The sequence below is a fragment of the Mesorhizobium sp. WSM4310 genome, assembly GCF_007003935.1.
In the GTDB taxonomy this organism is placed as follows: Bacteria; Pseudomonadota; Alphaproteobacteria; order Rhizobiales; family Rhizobiaceae; genus Mesorhizobium.
The window spans coordinates 1-17,665 of record NZ_VFTA01000050.1; the positions used below are offsets into that span (position 1 = coordinate 1).

5 protein-coding genes are annotated in these 17,665 nt (G+C 65.2%); 1 reads left to right on the forward strand and 4 read right to left on the reverse strand.

Annotated elements, in window-relative coordinates; translation table 11 throughout:
- Positions 1-50: 50 nt before the first annotated feature.
- From FJV80_RS31400 to FJV80_RS31415, 4 genes are all read right to left on the reverse strand, one after another.
- Positions 51-1,841 (reverse strand): NAD(P)/FAD-dependent oxidoreductase, encoded by a 1,791-nt coding sequence (locus tag FJV80_RS31400; protein ID WP_142878243.1) that lies wholly within the window; start codon positions 1,839-1,841, stop codon positions 51-53.
- Positions 1,842-1,910: 69 nt separating this feature from the next.
- The gene (locus FJV80_RS31405) at positions 1,911-2,852 is read right to left on the reverse strand and encodes a MurR/RpiR family transcriptional regulator (RefSeq protein WP_095775663.1); all 942 of its coding nucleotides are present in this window, start codon (positions 2,850-2,852) and stop codon (positions 1,911-1,913) included.
- 208 nt (positions 2,853-3,060) lie between these two features.
- Positions 3,061-4,305, reverse strand: a complete 1,245-nt coding sequence (locus FJV80_RS31410; protein WP_142878244.1) for a Xaa-Pro peptidase family protein — start codon at positions 4,303-4,305, stop codon at positions 3,061-3,063.
- Positions 4,306-4,456: 151 nt separating this feature from the next.
- Positions 4,457-5,002 (reverse strand): invasion associated locus B family protein, encoded by a 546-nt coding sequence (locus FJV80_RS31415; protein ID WP_246689094.1) that lies wholly within the window; start codon positions 5,000-5,002, stop codon positions 4,457-4,459.
- Between the two features lie 352 nt (positions 5,003-5,354).
- Here FJV80_RS31415 and FJV80_RS31420 point away from each other — a divergent pair, with 352 nt between their 5' ends.
- A complete protein-coding gene (locus FJV80_RS31420) occupies positions 5,355-17,636 on the forward strand; it encodes a hypothetical protein (RefSeq protein WP_185975294.1) in 12,282 nt (4,093 codons plus the stop codon).
- Positions 17,637-17,665: the final 29 nt, after the last annotated feature.

Sequence of the window (17,665 nt, forward strand, 5' to 3'; positions counted from 1 at the left end):
AAGCTCGACGGAGTGGGGGTCGACCTCTCTCACCGAAGCATGCTTTCGCCTCACCGCCCGGCGTTGCTCGGCCTGCCGTAAACCGGCGTCGCAATGCCTTCCATACGCGCCTTGATCTGCAGCGCCACGTATTTCGAGTAAAAACGCGACAGCGCCAGATTGCCGCCGTGGAACCACAGCGCTTCCTGCGCCGTCGGCTTCCACATGTTGCGCAATTCGCCTTGCCAGGGGCCAGGGTCGCCCTTGACGCCGGAACCGAGGCCCCAGCAGGGCCCGACCTTGTCGGCGACTTCGCGCGAGACGAGCGCGGCGACATTCTCGTTCATCGACTGGTAGCCGGTGCAGGCGACGATGGCGTCGGCCTCGAGCTCGCTGCCGTCCTCGAACAGGATGCCGGTCGGCGTCAGCGCCTTGATGGCGACGCCGCTGCGGATGCCGATCTTGCCGTCGATGATCAGGTCGGAGGCGCCGACATCGATGTAGTAGCCGGAGCCGGTGCGGTAGGCCTTCATCAGGAGGCCGGTCTCGTCGTCGCCGAAATCGATGGCGAAGCCCGAGGCACGCAAGCGGTCATAAAAGGCGGCGTCGCGCGCCTTGATCACCTCGTAGAGCGCGCACTGGCCCTTGGGCACAAGGGCGAAGGGCGTCGAGGCGACGATCATGTCGGCCTTTTCGGTGGTGATGCCGCGCGCCAGCGCGCTCTCCGAGAAGATCTCGAAGCCGACCTCCATCAGCGTGTCCGACTTGACCACGGTGGTCGGCGAGCGCTGGATCATGGTGACGTCGGCGCCGCTTTCCCAGAGATCGACGCAGACATCGTGCCCTGAGCTGGCCGCGCCGATGACGGCGACCTTTTTGCCGCGGAATTTGTCGCCGCTGGCATACTGGCTGGAATGCAGCAGCTCGCCCTTGAACGCCGCGGCGCCGGGCAGGTCGATCTTTCGCGGCGGGCCGTAGGCGCCGGTGGCGAAGACGACATGCTTCGGTTTCAGCGTGATCTGCCGGCCGACACGGTCGACCACCACGGTCCACTCCTTCCGTGCCTCGTCATAGGAGGCGCTGAGGCATTTGGTGGCGACCCAGTAGTTGAGCTCCATGACGCGCGTGTACATTTCCAGCCAGTCGCCCATCTTGTCCTTGGGCGTGAAGACCGGCCAGTTCTCCGGGAACGGAATGTAGGGCAGATGGTCGTACCAGACCGGATCGTGCAGCACGAGCGTGCGGTAGCGGTTGCGCCAGGAATCGCCCGGGCGCGCATTCTTCTCGATGACGATGGTCGGCACGCCGAGCTGCCGCAGCCGTGCGGCCAGCATGATGCCGCCCTGCCCGCCGCCGATGACCAGGCAATAGGGCTGCTCGGTGGCGCCGAGTTCGCGCGTCTCGCGCGCCCGCGCCTCCGACCAGGTCTCGCGTTCGGGGTCGGCCTTGTGGCGCACGCCGAGCGGCCGCGCCAAGCCCTTGCGCTCCTCGAACCCCTTGAGGTCGGTCATCGCCGTGAACAGGGTGCGGCAGCGGCCGTTGCGCAGGCGCACAATGCCTTGGCCGGAAGCCACCGCGGTCTCGAAGGTGAACCAGGCTTCGATGGTGCCTTCGTCCGAGGTCGCCTCGCCGGCGAGCTGCCATGCGGTGGGCTTGGTCGTCGCCAGCGTCGCCTCGAGCATGTCGGTGATGGCCTCGCGGCCTTCCATGGTCGTGATGTTCCAGGTGAAGGTCAGAAGATCGCGCCAGTAGCAGTCGTCGACGAACAAATGGCTTGCCGCGGTCGCATCGCCGGCTGCGAGCGCCTGCGCCAGGGATTCCAGCCATGCGGCTGCCTGTTTCGTCGGTGCCATTTCCAGCATGTGTTCCTCTTCCTGCGTTGGCGCCGTCTTGTTCCCTCCTCTCGCAAGGGGAGAAGGAAAAGAGATGCCCTAATCCCCGAGCGGCTCCATCTCCTTGCCGGTGCGGTGGATCTGGGCGTTGTATTTGATGCGGCGGACCGTCTCGCGCGCCGAGCCGTCGAGCTTGTAGGCGCAGGCCACGGCCAAGAGGTCGATCGCCGCCAGGAAGGCGAAGCGCGAAGCGGTCGGCTTCAGCGTGTCGGGATATTCGGGCACCGCCACCGTCAGCCGGACATCGCAAGCGCGGGCGAGATCGGTGTCGGGCGCGGTAACGGCGATGGCGTTGGCGCGGTAGTGCTTGGCGAGTTCGACGGCCTCGATCACCTCGCGCGTGCGCCCGGTCGCCGAAATGGCGATCACCAGGTCGCCCGGCTTCAGCGTCGAGGCGGTCATGCGCATCAGATAGGGATCGCACTGGGCGCTGACGGTGATGCCGTAGCGAAACAGCCGGTACTGCGTCTCCTGCGCCAGCGCCGAGGAACTGCCGCCGAGGCCGAAAACGGTGACCTGGCGAGCCTTGGCGATGAGTTCCGCCGCCTTCTGCAGCTCGCCCGGATCGAGCTGGCGTTCAGCCTCCTGCAGCGCCCGGCGCGCCTCGCCGAAGACGGCGTTCCAGAACGGCATGCCATTGTCGTTGCTGATTGCCGGCGGCTTGGCCAGATAGAGCGCGCCGACGACGAGGCTTTGCGCCAGCTTCAGCTTGAAATCGCGCACACCCTCGCAGCCGATGGCGCGGCAGAAGCGGGTCACGGTCGGTTCGCTGACGCCGGCGCGTTCGGCAATCGCCGCATTCGAGGCGTCGACGGCGTATTTGACATCGTCGAGCACGACATCGGCGACGCGGCGCTCCGCCGGGCTCAACTCAGCGTAGGAATCCTTGACCAGCGAGATGATGTCGGGGATGCGCCTGATGTCGCGTCCCTCCGGCTCGTGGCTTGCAACAGGCTCTTGCTGGCTGTCAGCTTCGGTCATGAAGTCGGTCTTCCCTGGCGTTTCGACCTGACTCTTACCATGTTTGCACGCCGTCGTTCCATGCGCCCGGCCGCGCTGCAACCGTTGCGTGCCGCAAGCCATGGCCGCGCCGTCGGTCGCTACAGCGACGAAGCGACGGTGCCAGCCGCGGAAGGATAGGTGGCCGCCGGCAAGCCCAGTTTATCCGCCGTCGCGCTCCGCTTCCAAACTACCCGACCATCTCCAGCCGCCTCGGCAGCCGGTTCATCGGCATCGGCCCATCTGCCGTGATCAGGAACTGGTCCTCGAGATTGAAGCTGGCGAGGCCGTCCATGTAGAGCGGGATTTCGAAAGCCAGCACCATGCCGGCCTCGATGACGACATCATTGTCGGCCGCGATGAACGGCCATTGCTCGGAAAACACCGACTGGCCGACGCTGTGGCCGAAATGGCCGCGGCGGAAGCTGCGCAGGCCTTGCCGCGCCAGGCTCTCGGTGGTGACGCGATGCACATGAGCGAGCGTGTTTGCGGGGATCAGCGCCGCCAGCCCGTCCTCGAAGGCGCGCTCGGCGATGGCATGCAGCTCGGCCTGGTCGGCGGAAGGCGGCCCGAAAGTGAAATTGCGCGACATGTCGGAAGCGTAGCCACCGACCGTGCAGACCATGTCGCATTTCAAGGGATCGCCGGCCACGGCCCTGGCGTCGGCGCCCTTGGCGCGGGCGCCCAGCGTCACATATTCCGCAGTGACGACCGGATGCGACAGCCCGGCTGCCGCTTCGGCGACGCCCTTGCGGTAGAGCGCGATGAGATCGGCCTGGCGCATGCCGGCCATCGCGTCCACCTGCAAGCGCTCCAGCCCGGCTTCCGAGAGAAAGATGCCTTGCTGAAGGAGATCGATCTCGCGCTGGGATTTGACGGCCCGCAGCCTGTCCAGCACCGGCGAGCCATCGACCATCCGGCAATGCGGCAGCAGCGCCTGGATGGCCGCGAAATCGGCGGCCGGGACGAAGTCAAGGTCGATGCCGAGCGTTGCGCGCTCCAGTCCGAATTCCTCGAGCAAGGCCTGCAGCTGGCGCACCGAGCCGGCGAGATCGAAAGTGGCGGGGCGGGAGAAATCCGGGGCGCGGCCAAGCGAGGCAAGGCCGGCCTCGATGCGTTCGGCCAAAGCGAGCCCGTGCGTTCCAATCTCGACCGGCGCGGATTCGATCCAGATCGGGTGCGACCGCACGATTGCTTCCGGCGCGGCGAGCCGCAGCTGCGCGGCGTTGAAGTCGGCGACGACAACACCGATCGGCAGGTCTTGTCCGGCCGGGATGATCACGAAGCCGCCACCGGCACGGCGGAACAGTCCCGCCGGGCCGATCCACGCACCGGTCGCATAGTGGAAGGCCTCGGGCGCGCAGAGCACCAGCGCCCCGATGCCGGCGCCTTCCATCAACTGCGCGGCGCGCTGGCGGTCGACAAAGCCTGTCATGGGTTTCTCCGGATGTCCGAAGCGACAACGGAGCATTGCGGGTGCGGACAATCAAGCCGGTTGCTCGCATTGACGCGCTGCATAGCCTGAGCGCGGAGCGGAGACGCCCACGAAGGGGCGGGATGTCGGGCAATGGTTGCCGGCGAACCCGCTACTTGATCGATTCCAGCTTGGCGATGGCCGTGGTGAAGCCGGCGAGCGAGACCGGGATGGTGACCGGCTTGCGGGTGACCGATTCCATGGAGATGTTCAGATTGGTTCCCGACTTCATCGTCTTGAGCAGTTCCGGCGACAGCGGCGTGGCGGCATAGGCGCCGTTCTGGTCGCTGGTCTGGATGGCGATGACGATTTTTTGCCCCTGGTCGACCTGATAGCTGACGCCGGACGGCAGGAACAGGCCGTGCGGCAAAGCGAGCAGCATGGCGAAGCTGCCATTGGCGTTGTCGCGGCGCACGGTGACGGTCAGCACGCGCTGCCCGGTCTTGGCCTCGGTGAGGGTCTGCGACACCTGGCACTGAAGCTCGTTGGTCGCCGAGCCGCTGGAGCAGTTCACCGCCCATGCATTGGCGTCGGCCGGCTTGGGTCCGGCCTCCTTGGGCTGAGACTGTTTGGCTTGGGACCCTTTGGCCGCGTCCTCGGCAAGCGCCGGGCCAACAGAAGTCGACAGCAGCCAAAGGGCAGCCGATGTCGCGATCATTCGCGCTAGATTAGCTCTAGCTAAATTACTTGGCATGTTCTTGACGCCCCAAAATTTTCCTTGCCCCGGCAGGTATTCTCTCGGAAAAGGCTTGATACAACAATGGCGACAGCTCCGAAAGCCGAGTCCCGGGTCAAGCAAGCCGGCAAATCTACTGTGGCAATATGGTCACAGGACAGAACTTTGCGGTCCGACAACAACACGCACAACCTTCCGGACTCGCTATACAATAGAATTCGCGTAAGAATTAACACGCGGGACGTGCAGTCCCTGAAGGGACTCGCCAGGGATGGAAACTACCGAGACGTCTCGGCAGGTTGGTGGGATGGTGGCGCATGGGGAGGCTTTCCGCGTGCGCGCTGGTTATCGCCGTTCGCGCATTGTAAGCCATCTTTGGAAGACGACGGCGCTGACGACGCTGGCGCTTGGCCTTTCGGGCGTGATTGCCCATGCCGACCCCGACGGCCTCTGGCAGCCGCAGATCCGCGCCATCGTCGGTGCCGACAACAATGGCGGCAACGCCGCGCTCGAAGGCTTCATTCCGATCAAGCAGACGGCCGAGTCGGTGCTGTTCCTCGATGTCCGGGCCAAGCACGATTTCAAGGATGCTTCCGGCCAGGACATCGGCCTCGGCATTCGCCGCATCGTCAATCCCGACCTGATGCTCGGCGGCTACGCCTATATAAACCTCGAGAACTACGACAGCACGCAGTTCACCGCGGCCACGCTGGGCGTCGAGGCGATCACGCCGAACTTCGACGCGCATGTGAACGTCTTCGTACCGATCAAGGGCGACTCGACCGATCATTCGACCAGCTCGACCCTGTCGATGGTCTCGAACCAGCTGATCGAACGGATATCGGTGCTCGACCACCGCGACTACGCGGCCTGGGGCATCGAAGGCGAGATCGGCGCCCAGGTTCCGGTCAACCTGCCAGACAAGCACTCGCTGCGGCTCGACATTGGCGGCTACCATTTCGAGGACCCGCACGGCGACGACGGCAGCGTCACCGGCGCCAAGGCCGGGTTCGAATACACGATCGGCGATGTCTTCGGCAGCGGCACCGAACTGGTCTTCGCCGGCGAGGTCCGCAACGACAATCGCGACGACACCCAGTTCGCCGGCAGCGTGCGGCTGAACATCCCGTTCAACCCCGGCCACGGTTCGGACAAGACCGCGGCCATCAGTGCCGAACCGGTCTATCCGGTCAGTGAAGGTCTGCGCAAGCGCGTCAACGAGCGCGTGCGCGGCGATATCGGCGTCAGGATCCAGTCGCAGGAGATCAACGGCGGCTCGACGACGCGCGTCGCCATCAACGCCGCCACCAATGCGGCGTTCGGCAAGTTCTATTTCGCCGATGGCGGGCTGGCGGGCGCCGGCACGCAGGCCGATCCGACGACGCTGGACGACGCGGTCACCAAGGCCGGCAGCGGCGGTTTTGTCGTTGCGCTGGGCGGCAATGGCAATCTGACGACTGCCGGCGTGACACTTGCCAATGGCCAGACCGTGATCGGCGGCGGCGAAAGCGTCACCGCGAAACTGTCCGGCGGCGGCACCGCCACCTTCAATCTGGGCGGCAGCGACGGCACGATCCAGGGCACCAATGTCGCCAACAACGTCATCACGCTCGGCACCGGCAACACGCTGAACGGCATCACCATCACCGGCGGCGCCAACGGCATCTTCGGCAACAACGCCACCGGCACGACGCTGACCAACGTGACTGTGACGGGTGCCGGCGGCAACGGCGCCGCGTTCACCGGCAATTCGACCAACGTCAAGGCGTCCGGTTTCACCGCGACCGGCAACGGCCTCGACGGCCTGCATATCGAAGACAACGGCACGTACAATTTCACCGGCACGACGCTGCTGCAGGGCAACCACGACGACGGTCTGGATATATCAGGCCAAGGCACCTACACCTTCGCCACCGTCAATGCGCTTGATAACACCGATCGCGGCATAACCGTGCAGGGCACGTCGATTGCCGGCAGCTTCACCACCACCGGCGGCACCGTGTCGGGCAATGGCGGCATGGCCGTGTTCATCGACCCGATCACTGCCCATTTGGTGCTGGATTCGATCAGCCAGACCGGCGGCACGTCGGGTGTCGTGCTCGACCATGTCTCGGGCAGCTTCACCGTCAACGGTTCGACGACGATTTCCAACACGACTGGACCGGCGATCGCCATTTCCGATTCGCCGGCGACGATCCGCTTCGGCGATGTCGCCATCTCGGCACCCGGCGGCGACGGCATTTCGTTTGCCGGCGTCAATGCGGCGGTCGTGGCCGGCAACATCGTCATCTCCGGCCTCGGCGTCGGCACCGGCCTCGACTTCTCCGGCAGCCACACGAACTTCACCGCGCAGTCGCTCAACATCACCGGCACCGGCGCCGCCGGCTCGATCGGCATCGATCTCTCCTCGCCGACCTCGGGCGGGGCAACGATCGTCATCACCGATGGCGGCGCCATCGCCGGGGTCGACACCGGCGTGCGCTTCGGCATAGCCGGCTCGCTGGCCCATTCGGCCAATGCCGAATTCAGCTTCGGCGGCGGCTCGATCGCCGGCAGCACCGCTTCGCTCGACGTGCGCGGGCTGAACCAGACACTCGGCCACTACGCGTTCGGCTCGACCACCTTCAGCGGTCCGCAGCTGTTCGACGTGCAGAATGTGATCTTCGTCGGCGCCACGGCGACCGGCTCGGGCACCGGCTCTTCCCTGCTCGACCTCGCCTCGATCGCCACCGCCGATGCCAACACCGACGCCACGGCGATCTTCGTGCTGGTCAATCGCGGCACGGCCATCGACGACACCGACGGTTTCTCGCTGAGCGCCGGGCAGACGCTGGCCTCGTTCGGCAACGGGCGGACCTTCTCGCTCGGCGGCATCCCGGTCAATGTGACCGGCGATAACATTTCGCATACCAGCACCATCTCGGACGCCGGCGGCGCGGCGACGCTGACCAGTTCGGCCGGCGCCGACACCGTCACGCTCGCCAGCGGCACCTCGCTGCTCGACTTCAACGTCTCGAACGCCAATCCAGGCGGCGGCACCGGCGTCCACGGCAACAACGTCACCGGCGTGACGATAAGCGGTGTCAACGTCAGCGGAGCCGGCCTGGACGGGCTGCTGTTTGAAGGCGCCAGCAACGTCGCGGCCAACAATGTGACCTCGACGGGCAATGGCAGCGACGGCCTGCATATCGAAGGCAACGGCAGCTATGCCTTCACCGACACGACGACGCTGTCGGACAACGGCGGCAACGGTCTGTTCATCGCGGGCGACGGGACATACGCATTCCAGACGCTGAACGCGTCCGACAATTCCGGCTTCGGCGCCGACTTCCTCTCCACCACTGGCACATTCAGCACCAGCGACGGCACAATCTCCGGCAATGGCGCGGCCGGCGTCGTCTTGCTCGGCGCCAATATCGACGTGACGCTGACCAGCCTGACGCAGGACGGCGGCCTGTTCGGCGCGTCGTTTGCAGGCGTGTCGGGAAATTTCGCCGTTTCCGGCGCAACGACGGTCAGCAACACCTTGCTCGGCGGCCTCGGGATATTCGACAGCACCGCCGATTTCACGTTCGGAACCGTCGATATCTCGGACATCACCGCCCCGGGCGGCGTCGGTATCGACGTCCAGAATTCCGGCGGCGCGGTCACGTTCGGCGGGCCGGTCACCCTGACTCATATCGACAGCGAGGGCATCCTCGCCACCGACAATGCCGGCACGCTCACCTTCAGCGGACCGGTCAGCATGACCGATCCCGGCGACGGCATCTGGCTGGAAGACAACACCGGCGCTGTTTCGTTCAGCGGCGCGGTCACCATCGACCAGCCGTTCGGAAGCGGCATCGACGTCGTTGGCAGCAACGGCATCATCAGCTTCGGCGACATCGATATCACTGGCCTGTGTAACTGCTCCACCGGCCTCGACCTGTCGGGCAGCACCTCGACCTTCACCGCCGCTACGCTCGACGTCAGTGGCAGTTCCGGCGGCACCTCGATCGGCATCGACCTGTCGGGCACCAATGGCGGCTCGGTGACGATCGGCGGCGGCATCATCGCCGGTGTCGACACCGGCGTGCAGATGGGCACCAATGGCGCGGCCGGCACCACCGCCAACACGGCGTTCTCGTTCGGCGCGGCCGGCGGCGCGGTCATCACCGGCACGACGGCGTCGCTCGACATGCGCGGCCTGTTGCCAGGCAGCGGCACCTATGCCTTCAACACCACGGTGCTGAACGGTCCGCAGCTGTTCGACATCGCCAATGTCGTCTTCGTCGGCGCCGCCAGCACCGGCGCTGGCGACGGCTCCAGCGTCAACGACCTGATCAACGCCACCGCGGCGGACGCCCTGGCGGCTCCCGCCAACACGATCTTCGTGCTGGTCAACAACGGCGCCGGAAACATCGATACGGATGCCGACGGCTTTACGCTGGCCGACGGCCAGTCGATCGTTTCCTTCGCCAATGGCGCTTCGGTGAGCCTTGGCGCGCCGCCCGCCAATGTCACCGGCACGCATGTCATCAGCGGCACGCAATTCCAGGCGGATCCTTTCGGCAATGGCGGCGCGACGCTCAACAATTCGGCCGGCAACACCATCGACCTGGCCAATGGCAACCTCGTCGCGAACCTCACCGCCAGCAGTTCCGCCACCGCAATCGATGGAACGGGCATCGCCGGCGCAACGATCAACGGCGTGACGGTCAGCAGCGCCGCGACAGGCGTCGTCCTCGACAGCGTGACCGGCACGGTGACGGTCGACGGTCTCCACATCCAGAATGCGAGCCAGACCGGCATCGCGCTGGTCAATTCAAGCGCGACCGTCAATTTCACCGGCAATACGACGATCGCCAATGCCGGCAATGTCGGGCTGTTCGCCAACGATTTCGACGGCACCGCCACTTTCGACGACCTCGATATTACCGGCGGCGGCATAGGCGTCGGTATCGTTGCCGGCTCGAGTGGAACCCTGACCTTCGGGGCCGGAAGCTCCATCGCCGGTACGAGCAGCAACGCCTTCTCGATCACCAACTCCACGCCCAACGTCACCTACAACGGCACCATCAGCCAGACCGCCGCTGCAAGCGCGGTGAGAATTTCCAACATGACCGGCGGCACCGCCACCTTCGGCGGCAAGATCACCGCCAGCACCGATGCGGCCAATGCGATCAACCTGACCGGCAACACCGGCGGTACGATCAACTTCACCGGCGGCCTCGACCTGACCACGGATGGCGGCTACGGCTTCAGCGCTGTCAATGGCGGCACGCTGACGGTGACCGGGACCAACACCGTAGCAACCGGCCTCGGGCCGGATGAGAAGGGAATTCTCATCGGCGGCACCGGAATGACCATCGGCGCCGCCGGCGTGAATTTCGCCAGCGTCAACGTGGATGGCTCGGGCGGCGGCGCTTCTACTGGCATCGTCATCGAGAACATCAGTGCCGGCAGCGGCAACGTCACCTTCGGCAATGTCGATCTGTTCCGTATCAGCGGCGACGCCATCCGCCTCACCAACATCGCCGGCGGCACGTACAGCTTCAACGGCACGACGAAGATCGATACCACCGCCCTCGGCGTTTCTGGCTTCGTGGTGCAGAACAGTGCGGCGACCGTCAGCGTCAACAACTTGGTTACGACAAGTGTTAACGCCGCCGATGTCAGCCTGGCCAACAACACCGGCACCATTGCCATCGGCGGCACGATCACCAACTCCGGTACCGGCAACGGCGTCGTCGTCTCCGGCGGCAGCGCTGCGATCACGGTCTCGGCCAATATTTCCAGTTCGGCGACCGCGCCCGGAACAGCGGTCAAGGTCGACGGCATCACCGGCGGCTCGGTGGCCTTCAGCGGCAGTATCACCTCAACGGGCACCGGTAACCTCTTCGCTATAGGCACATCGTCAACGCTGACCGGCGGTACGATCAGTTTCAGTGGCTCGGCGATGACGGCCACTGGCGGTGGCGGCGCAGTCCTCACCCGCCTAGGCGCCCCCGGCGAAAGCGCTATTTTCAACGCCACCGCGCCTTTGTCGATCACCAACGCGATAGGCAACGGGCTGTCGGTTTCGAACATCGCCGGCGGCTCCAGTGCCACCTTCGGCGCGGTCACGGTGTCGGGTGCCGGTGGCAATGGCATAGACATCGGTACCTTTGCGAGTTCGTTGACCTTCGGCACGACCACCGTGACTCTAGGCTCGGCCGCCAACGCGGCTGGCATCAACTTCGCCGGCACCAATGCCAACGTGACCTTCGGCACGACCAACGTGACGATGGGTGCCGGCGCCAACCAGACCGGCATCGACTTCAACGGTTCGTCGACCACGGCCGATTTCGGCGTGACGGCAATTACCGGCAACGGTGACCTCACCTCGCGCGGCATCGACCTGTCGTCGACGACGGGCAACAAGACCATCACCTTCCAGGCCGGCTCCAGCATCACCAATCTCGGCATCGGCGTCGAACTGTCGTCGGGCGGCACCACGGCGACCGCGGCCAACGCCAACTTCACCTTCGGCGACGGCACTTCGGCCGACGGGCTGCAGTCATCCATCAGCGCCACGGCCGTTGGCGCCTTCACCGTCAACACGGTCGGCCTCGATCCGGCCTTGGGCAATTACGATTTCGACGATGTCGGCTTCACCGGCAGCGCCAATCTGCCCAGCGCGGTTGGTGGGACCATCATGGTCTCGCAGAACGGTGGCGTGATCGCCGCCGGCACCTACGGGCTCAGCGCCGCGGTGACGACCATCTCGGTCGCCGCCGCCGATGCCCTGGCCGGCACGCAGACCTTCGCCTTCGTCGGCACCGTCGATCTCAGCGGCACGCCGTTCACGCTCGATTCGGGCCAGTCGATCACCGGGTTCGGCAACAACACCGCCATCACCGTCTCCGGCACGCTCCAGCCGGTCAATGTCCAGGGCAATCTCGGCGCCACCGGCGGCAACGTCACCGGCAATGAAGGCGTGGTCACCGGCACGGCCGACTTCCTGCATCTGCTCGGCAGCAACCAGGTCAGCAACACCGCTTTCAACTTCAATGGCGCCAGCGGCTCGGTCTTTGCCATCGACCAGAGCGCGGGTGGCTTCAACAATGCCGGCGGCATCACCATCCAGGGCGTGACGGTCAGCAATGTCGCCACCGGCAGCACGGCCTTCAAGGTCGCCAGCCTCGACTCGAACCTGTCCATTCTCGACAACAACATCAATGTCGCCGGCACGCTGCTCGACGCCAATGGCGGCGCCGGTAACATCACGCTGACGCGCGGCACTTTGCCCAACAGCGCGACACCGGGCACGCTGACCGGCGGCGGCGTCAGCATCGCAAATCATACCGGCGGCCTGATCACGTTCTCCGACGAGGTGACGGTCGGCGGCAATGGTGTCTCGCTCACCAACAACGCCGGTTCCATAATCACTTTCGAGGGTTTGGACATCACCACGAACGCCGCGACGGCGTTCAGCGCCAGCGGCGGCGGCACGGTCAGCGTCAGCGGCAACACCATCACCACCGGGACGGGCACCGCATTGGACCTCGACGGCGTGACCATCGCCGCGGCCGGCATCAATTTCGATACGATTTCGAGCAACGGTGCTGCGACCGGCATATCGCTCAACGATGTCAACGGCGGCTCGCTCGATCTCGGCGCGGTAAACCTGCAAGGCATCACCTCGCGCGGCGTCGATATTTCCGGCGCGCTCGGCTCGGCACTGGACTTCACCAGCCTGACGGTCGGGCTCAATGCCGCGAACGCTATCGGCTTCGACCTCAACGGCGCATCGCTCGGCGGGAGCAACATCACGGCAGGCGATTTCGACGTCGACGGCGGCAGCTTCGCCGGCACGATCGGCATCGACATGGCCGGCACGACCGGCACAGGCATCATCCAGCTCGGCGACACGGTCAATCCCGGCGGCGCCCAGACCTCGACCATCGGCAATGTCGGCTATGGCGTCCAGTTCTCCAGCGCCACCAACGCCAAGCTGGTGTTCGGCGACGGCCAGGGCCCGGCCGAATCGACGATCGCGACCACCGGCGGACAGGTCATCCACGCCACCGATAGTTTGCCGACCAACGGCGACTACAATTTCAACGACGTCAATTTCAGCGGCGACACGTCGAACCTTTCGGCGGTCCGCGTCTACTATGTCACATCCGGCGGCACCGGCGACGGCAGCCTCGCCAATCCGGGCAGCTATTTGGGTGCGCAGGCGTCCACCGCCAATGTCGTGGTGCTGATCGACCAGAACGTCAACGGTGCCCAAGAAACCATCGACCTCAGCGGCACCGCGTTCAACCTCGATGACGGTCAGGTGCTGCTCGCCTTCAAGAGCGGCGACGCGGCCATCGATGTCTCGCAGCTCGGTGTCGACACCAGCGGTGGCGCGTCGGCAGCGTTCCACTTCACCACGGTGCAGAATTCGCCGATCGTTGCGGCGCCGGGCGGCATCGATACGTTGCGGCCCATCCTGCAGACCAACAACGCCACCTCGGTCATCAACCTGGCGACATCGGGCGCCGGGACAATCACCGGCGGCATCCAGAACCTCATCATCCGCAATACCGGCACCGGCGCCGGCATTTCCGGCAACGCATCGGCCGCCTCCAGTTTCTTCGTCAGGGACAACGACATCGCCGCCGGCGGCCGGGCGCTCTATTTCATCACCACCGGCGCGCCGGCCGACACACTGCTGCTCTCGATCGATGGCAACACGCTGCAGTCGACCGGAGGCGCGCTGGCCGCGTCCTTCGCCGGCCAGAACCTCGGCCCGACAAGCAACTCGATCGCCGTCAGGTCCTTCTCCGGCAATACGGTCACTGGCGGCACCGGAGGCGGCATTGCCTTCAACAACGTTACGTTCGATTCCACTGGAGCCGGCGGCACGGTCAGCGTCGGTACGCTCGATGTCGGCACGACGGGCGCACGCGTCCAAGGCAACGGCCTGGCCTTCACCAACACCAGCGGCACGCTCGACCTCGGCACGTTCAACATCGCCAACAATGGCGGTACCGGCCTCGCGGTCAATGCCAAGACCACCACCTTTACGCTGAACAGCTCAGGCGGTTCGGTCGACACCACGAATGGCGCGGCCTTCGATCTCGACCCGCTGACGGTCAACATGACGGTCGGCAGCGTCACGGCCAGCGGCGGCGCGAGCGGCATCATTTTCGACGGCGTTGCCGGCACCTTCACCGTCACCGGCGCGACAAGCATTTCCAACACGTCGGGCGCCGGCATCAGCGCCATCAACGCCAACACCGGCACCTTCAACTTCAACACGGTGGCGATAAACAACACCGCCACCACCGGCGGCGGCATCGGCTGGGCCAGCGGCACGCTCAACGTCAGCGGCCTCGCCAACATCGACACGACGAGCGGCAGCGGTCTCTCGCAGGGCGGCGGCACGACCAGCTTCACCGGCGGGCTGACCGTCGACACCACCACCGGCACGGCCATCTCGGGAACTGGTGGGGCGATGACCATCACCGCCACCGGCGGCGCCGAGACCGTGAATTCCACCGGCGGCCAGGCCGTCAGCCTCTCCGGCGTCGCCGCCACCATCGCGCTCGATTCGACCTCGTCGGGCGGCGGCACCAACAATGTCGGCCTGACCAATGTCACCGGCACGGTCGGCCTCGGCTCCGGCGCGCTGAGCGGTGCGACGGGCACAGCGTTCAACGTGACCGGCGGTAATGCCGTCATCACCTATGGCGGCTCGGTCACCAAGGCGACGGCCGGCAACGCCGTCAGCATCGCCAACCGCGGCGGCGGCAGCGTCACCTTCGGCGGGCCGATCTCGGCGAATGGCGTGGCGAGCGGCATAGCCATTTCCGGCGCGACCGCGGCGAACACGGTCAGCTTCAACGGGGCCGTCAATCTCGGTACCAGTACGACGATGACAGGCACCGCCGTGTCGATCGACAACGCCGGCAAGGCTTCGACCGTCAACTTCGCCAATCTGAATATTCTGACAAACGGCACGGCGGGCTTCAGCGCCAGCAATGGCGGCACGGTCAATGTCACGACCGGCGCCGTGAATTCCGCCGGCGCGCAGGCGGTGAATCTCAATGGCATCGCCGCCGGCGTCACGTTCACCTCGACGACGTCGACCGGCGGCACCAACAATGTCAGCCTGACCGCTGTCACCGGCACGGTCAGCCTCGGCTCCGGTGGCTTGAGCGGTGCGACGGGCGCGGCGTTCCTGGTCAGCGGCGGCAGCGTGAACACCACCTATGCCGGCAACATCACCCAGGCCAACAACGCCGCCATGGTCAACGTCACCGGCGCCCATACCGGCACGCTGACCTTCAACACGGGCACGCTGTCGGCCACCAACGGCACCGGCCTGCAATTCTCGAACGCCGACGGCACCTATAATTTCAACGGCACGACGACGCTGAACGGCGGCACCGCCAACATCAACATCCTCACCGGTTCGGGCGGCACCTTCAGCTTCGGCACCGGCACCTCGATCACCAATACGACCGGGACGGCGATGAACGTGTCCGGCAGCACGGCCAACGTCACCTACAGCGGTAACATCACCCAGGGCGGCAGCGGTGCCATGGTCAACGTGTCGACCCACTCCGTCGGCACGCTGACCTTCCAGACCGGCACGCTGTCGGCCAGCAACGGCATCGGCCTGCAATTCTCCAATGCCGACGGCACCTACAATTTCAATGGCACGACGACGCTGAACGGCGGCGACGCCGGCATCGACATCGTTACCAGCTCGGACGGCGCCTTCAGCTTCGGCGCCGGCACCTCGATCACCAACCCGACAGGCGTGGGTTTCAACGTCGATGGCGGCGCCGGCAACATCACCTATGCCGGCACCATTTCGAAAAACAACGCCAACAACATCGTTGCCATCCAGAACCGCACCGGTGGTACCACGACACTGTCCGGCAATCTTACCGCCACCGGCGCCACCACCAACGGCATTCTCGTCAACGCCAACAGCGGCGGCACAATCAATTTCTCCGGTGCCGGCAAATCGCTGACGACCGGCACCAACACCGCCGTCAACCTGACCAACAATACCAATGCGACCATCAACTTCACCGGCGGTGGCCTGGTCATCAACACCACCAGCGGCACCGGCTTCAACGCCACAGGCGGTGGCACGGTGACGGTGCAGGGCAGCGGCAACACGATCACGTCAACGACCGGCACGGCACTCGATGTCGAGAACACAAATATCGGCTCGGGCAACCTGGTCTTCCAGAGCATCTCGTCGAATGGCGGCAGCGCCGACGGCATCATTCTGGTCAACACCGGCACGGCGGCCGGCAATGGCGGCCTGCATGTGACCGGAACGGGCTCGGCCGGCACGGGCGGCACCATCGCCAACAAGAGCGGCGCCGACGGCTCCGCCACGCAAGGCACGGGCATCTTCCTCAACGGTACGAAGAGTGTGCAGCTCGCCTGGATGCAGCTCAACGACTTCGGCAATTTCGCGATCCGCGGCAACAACGTCACCGGCTTCTCGCTGGACCACAGCGTCATCAGCGGCGACAGCGGCACCAGCAACAGCCTGTCCGACGGGCTGGCGTCCTTCGCCAATGTCGGTGAGGATGCGATCCGGCTGACCAACCTGCTGGGCTCCGGTTCGATCACCAATTCGAACATCAGCGGCGGCTATACCAACACCATCATGGTCGAGAACAACACCGGCACGCTGAACCGGCTGACGATCGACAGCTCCACCATCGGCGGCAGGAGCGACAACGGTACCGGGATGAACGACGGCATCAACTTCCAGGCCGACGCGGGCAGCACCGCCATGAACCTGACCGTCTCCAACAGCGCTTTGACGACAGCCCGCGCCAACCTCGTTGCCGCGACAGGCGGGGTCGGGACGAACATGGACTTCCAGCTGGTCGGCAACACGGTAACCAACAACCACCCTGTGACCGTGAGCGGCGGCACCGCCTTCGACATCGCCAGCCTTGGCAATGTCACCTTCAATATCGCCAACAACACGTTCGACATGCATGCCGCCAATGGTGGAACCGGCATCAAGTCGCACGTCATCGAAGTGAACAAGGGCAGCGGCAGCGGCAATTCGATATTCGACGGCACGATTTCGGGCAATACGATCGGCGTCGCCGGCACAGCCCATTCGGGCAGCGGCATCGGCTCCAACGATATCGACATCAACAGCCAGGACAACGGTACCTTCACCGTCGCGATCCTGAACAACATTCTCACGCACTACGACACGGCCGGCATACAGATCTCCCAGATTTCCGGCAGCAGCACGATCAATGCCACGGTGCAGGGCAATACGACCAGCAATGGCGATTCCAATGCCTTCACCGGCCTCTACATCGTCGCGGGCTCGGGCCTGGCCGGCGACAATGGCGTCATCAACCTTCTGGTCGGCGGTTCCGGGACTCAGCGCAATGACTTCTCCAATGGCGATCCGGCGAACGGCAGTGACGTCTTCCTGGCGGTATCCGGCGGAGCCAGTACCTCGACGATCAACCTGTCGAGGGGTGTCTCCGTGGCTCCAACGGCCGAGCAGGTCGTCTTGGACAACAACCTGAATCCGGCCACGACAACCGTGGCGACGTCGGGAACGATCAACATCGTCAATACGGTGCCACCGCTGCCCTGATCAAGTTTTGTGGTAGTTTAGCAGTTGCG

Coding starts and splice junctions, on each gene's coding strand:
- FJV80_RS31400 (WP_142878243.1), bottom strand. CDS start 1,841: ATGCTGGAAATGGCACCGACGAAACAGGCAGCCGCATGGCTGGAATCC.
- FJV80_RS31410 (WP_142878244.1), bottom strand. CDS start 4,305: ATGACAGGCTTTGTCGACCGCCAGCGCGCCGCGCAGTTGATGGAAGGC.
- FJV80_RS31415 (WP_246689094.1), bottom strand. CDS start 5,002: ATGATCGCGACATCGGCTGCCCTTTGGCTGCTGTCGACTTCTGTTGGC.
- FJV80_RS31405 (WP_095775663.1), bottom strand. CDS start 2,852: ATGACCGAAGCTGACAGCCAGCAAGAGCCTGTTGCAAGCCACGAGCCG.